Below are 8,687 nucleotides of genomic sequence, written 5' to 3' on the forward strand. Positions count from 1 at the left end.
GTTTTCACCAACAGGGTCCGCAGGGGATGCGGTCGGGCTTGTTCACCAGACCGCATCCCGGCTCACGGGCACATCAAGGAGCGAGATCCCATTTTTCCGGATGGGAGACGTAGGGGCCACCGCCTGGAGCGGGCGTCCAGAAGAAGTCCTTGAGCTTGCTGGACACGACCCCATAGCGGCTCGCCACCCACATCGGTGCCCAGGGAAGCGCAGCGTTCATTTCCTTGCAGACCTTCTGCCATCTGCCGTCGGCCTTGGCCGGGTCGGTTTCCGCCATCGCCGCATTCAACGCATCGGTCAGCGGAGGCATTTCGACGCGCATGATGTTGTTGCCGGACGGAGGTGTCTGTGCGGCATTCAGCCCGACATTGAGCGATCCCGGATTGGGGCCGTTCTGCAGCCCCGCATAGACCAGCGGGAAATCCTGCCACTTTTCGCTTCGCACGATGCCGTTATAGCTCGGAACGTCGAGCGCGCGCGGAACCACGTTGACGCCGACCTGCGCCAGCATCGCCTGCACCGCCGCCATGACGTTGGCGACCTGCGGCGTATTGTAGTAGGTCAGCCACGGAATCGGCTTGCCGCCGTTGATCTTCTCCCAGCCCGCCTCCGCCAGCAGGTCCTTTGCCTTTTGCGGATTGTAGGCATAGCCGGCCAGATCCTTCGTAAGAAGCTGCGGCGCGACATAGCCGCAGTTGGCGAGTTTGGCGGCACCGCCGAACAGGCTGGAGACGATGGCGTTTCGGTCGATGGCGTACATGACCGCCTGACGGACGCGAAGGTCGTCCCAGATTCCGGCGCGGTGATTGAAGCCGATATAGTTCACCACGTAGGAGTCGCCCTCGATGACCCGGAAACTGCCGTTGCCCTTGAAGGTCTTGGCGTCGTCGGGTTCGGCGAAGGTGAACTGGATCTCGCCCGCCCTGAGGGCCGCGACAGCCGCAGCCGGATTGGCGAAATAGCGGTTGATCAGGCGATCCGCTTTCGGCTTTCCGCCCCGATAGCCATCATAGGCAGCCAGTTCGACATACTGGTCGCTGACATGCTTCACGAACTTGAATGGACCGGTTCCGACCGGCTGGGTGGACCACCACGGGCTCTTGGCGACCTCCTTGACGTTCACCGACGACAGCGCATGCTGCGGCAGCATCATCAGCTGCGACAGAACGGAGAGGAATGCCGAGTTCGGCTTGCTGAGCTTGACGACTGCCGTGTGCGCATCCGGCGTCTCGACCGATGCGATATCGGCAAGCCGCGCGGCAAAAATGCTGCCGCTCTCGGCATTCTTGGCAAGCTCCAGGGTGAACTTGACGTCCGCCGAGGTAAAAGGCGTGCCGTCATGCCAGTTCGTCTGGGCGAGCTTGAACGTGTATGTCAGGTTGTCCTGGCCAAGAGTGAACTCTGAAGCCAGAGCGCCGGTAAGCTTCGACAGATCGGATGTGTAGATTACCAGCGGCTCGAAATAGGTATTAAGCCAGGTGAAGCCGGCTGTTGCAGTCAGCGGGTTGAAATTGCCTTGGAAACCGCCTGGACCCACGTCGAACCCGCCAACAATGGTCTTGCCCGTCTGCGCCTGGGCCGTTGCGGGCACCATTGCGGCAGTCGTGGCAAAAAGCAAAGCTCCCGCCGCCAGAAGGCGACCGAAATTCCGTCGATGCATGCTCTCCTCCTCTTTTATATTTCGACTATCGCTAAACCGGATCGACCTCCTCGGGCCGGTTGATCGCGATGACTTTCCGGATGCCGGAATAGTGTGCGCTCAGGCGCTTGCGGCCCGCTTCGACATCTCTCGCCGCTACGGCTTCCGCGATCTCGTGGTGATCCTGCCAGGTCGCCAGGGGCGTGGGACTTGCCAGGTTTGCGAAGCCCGAGGCTTTGTAGAAGGCGGACCAGAAGATATCGATCAGCGCGCTCAGCATCTTGTTGTTCTGGCAACGGAACAGAAGCTGATGAAATTGCTGGTCCTCCTCGGCGAAACTTTCGCCGCGCTCAGCGCGCTGGCGCATGCGATCGGTAAGGCGTCGAAGCTCGGCCACGTCATCGTCACTGATCATCTCGATGGTCTTGTCGATGAGGCCCGTCTCCAATACGCGACGGATCTCCAGCAATTCCTCCACATCACGCAGCGACGCCTGCAACCCATAGGCGAGATTGTCCAGAAGCGGCGCGAACGAGAATTCCTTGACGAAAACGCCAATGCCGCGCCGTGTTTCGAGGATGCCGACGGATTCCAGCGCCTTGATCGCTTCGCGAACCGAATTGCGCCCCACGCCCAATTGGTGCGCCAGGAAAGTCTCCGGCGGCAGAGCCGCGCCGGCCGTCAGGTCATTATCCTCGATATAGCTGCGCAGGCTTTCCTGCACGCTGACATGCAGAAGCGGCGGACGCTCAAGAGGTTTTATGGGCTTGGCCAACACTGCTCCATGCACATTTCGACAATCAACATGATTGAGGTATATCGACTTGTAGGATATCTAGCAAGTCGATAAATTCTAGATAGCGATTGAACGGGTCCGGCTGGGATGGATTCGGTTTCAGCAAAAGGGGAGGCGGAGTGTGGGGACCACGAAGTTTGAGCGGCGGAATGACCGCTGGGGCCGCATTCGCGGAAATTGGGCAACGCTCCTGCTGCCGATCAATGAAGACGATTCAATCGATTTCCCGCGTCTGGCCGACGCGATCGACCGGCTGGTTGCCGCCAAGGTGGACGGCATCTACTCGAACGGCACCGCCGGCGAATTCCACAATCAGACAGAAGCGGAGTTCGACCAGATTCAACAATTGTTGGCAGACCGCTGCAGTCCTGCAGCGATGCCATTCGTCATCGGTGCGTGTCAGCCCGATCCCCGCATATCCCTGGACCGGGTGCGCCGGGCGGCGGCGCTTGAGCCCGAGGCAATCCAGGTGATCCTTCCCGACTGGTGGCCTGTGACGGCCTCGGAGGCGACCGATTTTCTGCAGATGGCCGCTGACGCTGCCGGCCCGGTTCCGCTGGTGCTCTACCAGCCGCCGCATGCCAAGCGCGTCTTTACCCCGGAGGAACTGGCGACAATCCTTGCGGGCGTGCCGCAAGTCGTGGGCATCAAGCTTGGGGATGGAGATGCATCCTGGTACGATCAGGCCCGCAAGCATCTCGATGCGTGGGGAATCTATGTCCCGGGGCATCATCTTGCGACAGGTGTCCAGCAGGGCGTTGCAGTCGGGGCATTCTCCAACGTTGCCTGCCTGAGCCCGTCCGGTGCACAGCGGTGGACCGCGTCGATGGCCGACGATATCGACCGGTCGCTTGATATCGAGCAGCGGCTGCGCATCTTCCTAGATGACCACATAGCGCCCTTTGCCAGGGTGCACGGATATTCCAACGCCGCGTTGGACAAGCTCCTGGCTGCAATCGGGGGATGGGCGGAGATCGGCACCCGGCTACGTCGGCCTTATCGCTGGATCGATCCATCGGTCGTTTCCACACTGCGTGAGAAGGCCAGGATCGCCCTTCCCGAGATCATGCTCTAAAACGTCGAGGTGGCATCGTGACACGACCCAACATCCTGATGATCATGACGGACCAGCAGCGTCGGGATACGCTCGGCATCTATGGCTGCGACTGGATTCCGACACCTCACCTCGACCGGCTGGGCCAAGCCGGAGCGGTATTCGAGCACTGCACAGTCGACAACCCGATCTGCACGCCTTCCCGGGCCAGCATCTTCACCGGCAAGCCCGTGCCGGATCATGCGGTCCAGCGGGTGCATGACAACCTGCCACCGGACGAAGTGCTGTTCACCGAACGGCTGCGGCGGGAGGCTGGTTATCGGACCGCACTTTTCGGCAAGCTGCATGTCAGCAGCCGCATTCAGGAAGAACGGCAACGTCACCCACATGACGGTTTCGATATCTACGAATGGTGCCTCGAGCCATCGGTTTCGATCGGGAGCTCCTTCAACGGTTATGCAGCCTGGCTTCGCGAGACGGCGCCGGATTTCCTCGCCGCCCTCCAGCGCAACGGCCGAAAGGAACTTCATCACCCCGAAGCGCAACACATGAGCAAGTGGGCGGCAGACCGAACCATTGCCTTCATCCAATCGATGAAAGCAGAAAGACAGCCCTTCTTTTGCCTGATGAGCCTGTTCGACCCTCACGACCCCTATGAGGATTACCCCCTCGCCTTCGGAAACTGTATAGATGCGGCGAAGATTCCGGAGCCGGTGGTTTCGCGCACGATACAACCCGGATGCGTCCGCCGGGAGCAGCAGGGTTCCTATCTCGGACGTTTCTCAGACTTCTCTGCGGAGGAGATCCGCAGGATTCGTCTCGGTTATGCCGCTTCCATAACCTTTCTTGATAAGCAGGTCGGCCGCGTTCTGGCGGCGCTGGACGAAGCGGGGATGACCGACGACACGCTGGTCTTATTCCTATCCGACCATGGCGATCAGCTTGGCGATCACGGGCTCTTCGTCAAGGGAGTTGCACTCTACGAACCTACCGTCGGAGTGCCGCTGCTGCTGCGTTGGCCGGGCCACGTCAACGCCGGCACCCGATGCACCGCGCTTGCGCAAGGTCGCGACGTGGCGGCCACGTGCCTCGCAGCAGCAGGCCTCGATACGCAATCCTGCCCGGAAAGCGAGGATCTGGTGGCCATGGCATCGCGGAACGCGACGCGGCGCAGCAGCGCGATCTGCGTCTACCGCAATTCCGGTGTCAACGACAGCGGTAGTTTCTGGGACCCGCCGATGCGGGCAACCATGGCACGGGACCAGCGCTTCAAGCTGACGCTCTATACGAGTGGAGGGTCGAGCGAGCGGGAGCTGTTCGACCTTCAGACCGACCCGCAGGAGACCATCAATCTTTCCGGGGATCCTGCCTACGCCCCGACCGAACTCATGTTGCTTGGCGAAATCGCCGCGTTCCTGCAGGCGGAAGCCGCCGGCGCAGCACCGCGCGCGACATCGTCCCTTCCCAATGCGGCTCAGCGGATGCAGAACAGGATTAAGTAGGTCACCACACAATTCGGCTCCTCACCAACCAGACGAGACCACAGACCAGGATCAGGATCATCACTACGTGTATGACGTAATCGAGCGTGGTCTGCGGACCGACACCGGCTGCGATGGTGAATGCGCCGACGAGCGTGCCCAGCAGAGCCAGGGACTGCGCGGAAATTGCGGCCACGCGGCTCCACGGCCGGCGGAGCCTGACGGATAACAACCCGAGCAGCAGGATCGCTGCGATCACGGCTTCGGCGATCATTGCTTGCCTGTGCTCATGACCCTCGACGAGGAGGCCCGCGTGGGTCAGCGATGCAATCGCGTAGAGACACGTTTCGGCGAGAAAAAGCATTGCGGCGGTGGCAACCATGGAACCATCCTCACTGGCTCCGCCCACGAGCGAGCGAAGCGTAACCACGAACCGTTGCTTTACGTTCTTCGAACGAGGCCACGGTATCGATGTCGTCGAAACCGTCGGGCGCACGGGCCTCGATCATGTCGATGACCCCTTCGGGACCGCCCAGGCGGTTGGAGAGAACGATTTGCGACGTGACCGGCCGCCGTTCGGCATCGTAGCGGGAAAGGGCCGCCTCGATACCGTCCCCGGATTGGAGATGCCGTGCCAGGCAGCGTGCATCGAGGATTGCCTGGCTCGCTCCGTTGGAACCGACCGGATACATGGCATGGGCGGCATCCCCGAGCAGCGTGACTCGCTCGAACGACCAGCGGGGCAAGGGATCCCGATCGCAATTCGGGTATTCGTAGAAATTTTCGGTGGCCTGGATGATGGAGGCAGGATCAACGAAATCGAGGTGAAAACGGTCACGCACGAAGGGCAACACCTCGTCCGACAGGCCGGACCGGCTCCAGTCCTCGCGGCGTAGCGGCGATGTGCCGGGCTCGCCCACCTTGGCCATCACGGCCCAGTTCGTCAGCCGCATTTCAGGCTCCGCAGGATCGGCTCCGATCGGATAATAGACGAATTTTGCGAAATTGCCGCCTGATATCACCATCGTCCGGCCATCGCGCCAGATCGGCCAGCGTGTGGCGCCGCGCCATAACATGATCCCGCTCCAGATCGGCGGCCCCTCATCGGGATAGAGCTGCGCCCGGATCGCGGAATGGATGCCGTCGGCGCCGATCAGCAGATCCCCGCGGGCCGTGCCGCGCCATCCATCCGTTCCGCTGAAATGAACCGCGACCCCATCTTCCGTCTGCTCGAAGCCCTCCACCCGGCAACCCATTCTGATGACGTCGGGTCCGAGACGAGCGATCACCGCCCTATGGATCACGCCGAGCAGCTTGCCGCGATGGATGCTGACCTGCGGAGCCTCTTGACCGGCGTCCAGGCCGCGCAATTCCTGCCACACGACCTGACCGAAACGGTTGGTATAAATCAGTTCCCGCACACGGATCCCTGCAGCGTCGAGGCCGGCCTGCAGTCCGAGATCGGCCAGCACCGCCACGGCATGCGACAGCATGTTGATGCCGACCCCGAGTTCACGAACCTCGCCGACGCGTTCGAAGATCTCGACCTCGATCCCGGCTTCGTGGAGTTGAAGCGCGGTCGTCAATCCGCCGATGCCGGCGCCTGCGATGAGAGCTTTCATGACTGGTCCTTTCTCGTTTGCGGGACGAGCGGCAGGATGTAAGCCGCGACGATCTATTGCGGCGTCACTCGTCTCCTGTATTCGAGCTGCATGGCCACGAAATCGGCCGTGTTTTCCCGATAGCGGTCGGCGATGGCCTTCAGCGTATCGTCCAGCGCCTCCGCCGGTTTGCTGCCCAGCGGCGCTGCCGGCACGCGCGTTGTCGACGCGCTCACCTTGTCGGGGATGATGCGGATGCCGTTGCGGCTCTCCACCGCATCCGCGCTGGCTGCGAAGGTCATCACGCGCGAGCGGTAGGTGCGCGACCAGGCATCCGCGACAAGCGCAAGCGACACCTCGTCCACGCCTTTCGACAGTTCGATGCCGAGCGTTTCGCGGCGCCAGAAGGCGAGCGAATTGCCGATCGCCGTCAATGCGAAAGGACGCGTGAACGTGAAGGCGCCGCTGTCGTGTCGCGCATCCCAATTCGCGACGCCCAGATCGGCCGCGACAGCCTCGGCTTTCTCCTGCCCGGCGATCGCCTCAATCAGCGTCAGCGACATCGGCATGGAGGCACTGATCCCCGTCGTCGTCGCAACGCGACCGTCAACGAGGAAGCGGCGGTCGGCGACATGGCGGATGCTCGGATGTTCCTTCAGCATGGCGTCCAGCGAATACCAGTGGGTCGTCGCTTTCCGGCCGTCGAGAAGGCCGGTGGCAGCAACCACTTTGGCACCGACGCAGACGCCGACGATCAGCGCGCCTTTTTCCGCCTGGCTCCTGATCCAGCGCAATGCCGCCGGATCGTCCTCGCGGACCATCGCCGGGACGATGACGTAATCGGCGCCTTCCGGATGCTGCGCATCGAAATCCGCGATCGTCGCCTGCGGCTCGACCTTCAACGCCGGATAGAGAACCATCGGCCCGGGCTGCGTCGCCAGCGCCACGACATCCGCGACATCGGCGCGGCGCAGGATACCGTAGGGCATCAGGTAGTCGGTGATCTCCGTCCCGTCGTTGATGCCGACGATCGCGATCACCGGGCGGACGCGTTTGGACGGCTTCAAAGCCTCGATTGTGGCGCGTGTCTCCTCGCCGGGAATAGGCTTGACGGTCCCGGCCGAGGACGCAGACGGCAGAGAGACTATCCAGCCCCCGGCGACCACCAGGAAGACCGCAGCAAGCCCCAACCCGCCTGTAAGAACAAACCGCCACGTCATGATAGTTTCGCCCGATCGATCGGTTGCCCTGTTTGCAGGGAAAGTTACCGCTGCTATCGTCTGACTGAAATGACATTAATCGGGCAAAAACTGCCATGGTTCGCACAGTTGCTCTTGTCGTGCATCCGGGTTTCCAGCTTCTCGATACGGCGGGGCCGACGTCGGCTTTCGAGATGGCGGAGCGATTCCGGCCGGGCAGTTACGACCTGATCCTGATGGCGCCGGGTGGCGGCGAGATCGAGAGTTCGTCGGGCCTCAAGCTGTCGGCTGCCCCGCTCCGGGATGGGCCTTTCGACACGGTGATGATCTCGGGCGGCGAGATCATCCGCTCCATGGAGGCAGTGCGCGAAATTCTCGAATGGCTGAAACGCACGAGCGCAAGGCGCGTGACGAGCGTGTGTTCCGGGGCCTATCTGCTCGCCGAAGCCGGGCTCCTCGATGGACGTCGGGCCACGACGCATTGGAGCAGTTCGCATGACTTTTCTCGCCGCTATCCAAAGATAGAGCTCGATGCGGAGCGTATCTATATCCAGGACGGTCATGTCTGGACCTCTGCCGGCATATCTGCCGGTATCGACCTGGCGCTTGCCCTTATCGAAGATGATCTGGGCGCGGATATCGCGCGCAGGACCGCCCAACAGCTTGTCGTTCATCAACGCCGGCCCGGTGGCCAGTCCCAGTTTTCAGCGCTTGTCGATCTTGGAGGGCACACGGGCAGGTTCTCCGCACTGATCGGCTGGATGCGCGAGCATCTGGCCGACCAGCTGACCGTCGAGCGCCTCGCCGACCAGGCGGCGATGAGCCCGCGCAACTTTGCCAGGGCGTTTGCAGCCGAAACCGGCACAACGCCGGCCAAGGCCGTGGAGCGCCTGCGGCTCGAAACGGCGCGGATGGCG

General features: G+C 62.1%; 8 protein-coding genes. 3 read left to right on the forward strand and 5 right to left on the reverse strand.

Annotated features, from left to right (window positions below):
* Positions 1-73: 73 nt before the first annotated feature.
* Entirely contained in the window at positions 74-1,660 is a 1,587-nt protein-coding gene (locus tag MOV61_RS00905; RefSeq protein WP_408962330.1) for an ABC transporter substrate-binding protein, read from the reverse strand.
* Positions 1,661-1,691: 31 nt separating this feature from the next.
* Entirely contained in the window at positions 1,692-2,414 is a 723-nt protein-coding gene (locus MOV61_RS00910) for a FadR/GntR family transcriptional regulator (RefSeq protein WP_040125455.1), read from the reverse strand.
* A gap of 142 nt (positions 2,415-2,556) precedes the next feature.
* Between MOV61_RS00910 and MOV61_RS00915 the strand changes: the two genes are divergently transcribed.
* Positions 2,557-3,510: a dihydrodipicolinate synthase family protein gene (locus tag MOV61_RS00915; RefSeq protein WP_247135187.1), complete on the forward strand. Its 954-nt coding sequence runs from the start codon at positions 2,557-2,559 to the stop codon at positions 3,508-3,510.
* Positions 3,511-3,527: 17 nt separating this feature from the next.
* Positions 3,528-4,991, forward strand: a complete 1,464-nt coding sequence (locus MOV61_RS00920; protein ID WP_247135188.1) for a sulfatase-like hydrolase/transferase — start codon at positions 3,528-3,530, stop codon at positions 4,989-4,991.
* Position 4,992: 1 nt separating this feature from the next.
* Here MOV61_RS00920 and MOV61_RS00925 read toward each other — a convergent pair whose 3' ends face one another.
* The 3 genes from MOV61_RS00925 to MOV61_RS00935 are packed head-to-tail and all read right to left on the reverse strand — an operon-like array spanning position 4,993 to position 7,791.
* Positions 4,993-5,352 carry a hypothetical protein gene (locus MOV61_RS00925; protein WP_247135189.1) on the reverse strand — a complete coding sequence of 120 codons (360 nt, stop codon included), beginning with the start codon at positions 5,350-5,352 and terminating at the stop codon, positions 4,993-4,995.
* Between the two features lie 10 nt (positions 5,353-5,362).
* A complete protein-coding gene (locus MOV61_RS00930) occupies positions 5,363-6,592 on the reverse strand; it encodes a flavin-dependent oxidoreductase (protein WP_247035783.1) in 1,230 nt (409 codons plus the stop codon).
* Between the two features lie 53 nt (positions 6,593-6,645).
* A complete protein-coding gene (locus MOV61_RS00935; RefSeq protein ID WP_247135190.1) occupies positions 6,646-7,791 on the reverse strand; it encodes a DJ-1/PfpI family protein in 1,146 nt (381 codons plus the stop codon).
* 95 nt (positions 7,792-7,886) lie between these two features.
* Between MOV61_RS00935 and MOV61_RS00940 the strand changes: the two genes are divergently transcribed.
* Positions 7,887-8,687 (forward strand): GlxA family transcriptional regulator (locus tag MOV61_RS00940; protein WP_247135191.1); only part of this gene is annotated, 801 nt, incomplete at its 3' end.

It is taken from the genome of Neorhizobium sp. BETTINA12A (assembly GCF_023006485.1).
Taxonomy (GTDB): Bacteria; Pseudomonadota; Alphaproteobacteria; order Rhizobiales; family Rhizobiaceae; genus Neorhizobium.

What these genes read in the sequence shown, in the direction of transcription:
- MOV61_RS00905 (WP_408962330.1), bottom strand. Translation starts at nt 1,660, where the DNA reads ATGCATCGACGGAATTTCGGTCGCCTTCTGGCGGCGGGAGCTTTGCTT.
- MOV61_RS00925 (WP_247135189.1), bottom strand. Translation starts at nt 5,352, where the DNA reads ATGGTTGCCACCGCCGCAATGCTTTTTCTCGCCGAAACGTGTCTCTAC.
- MOV61_RS00930 (WP_247035783.1), bottom strand. Translation starts at nt 6,592, where the DNA reads ATGAAAGCTCTCATCGCAGGCGCCGGCATCGGCGGATTGACGACCGCG.
- MOV61_RS00935 (WP_247135190.1), bottom strand. Translation starts at nt 7,791, where the DNA reads ATGACGTGGCGGTTTGTTCTTACAGGCGGGTTGGGGCTTGCTGCGGTC.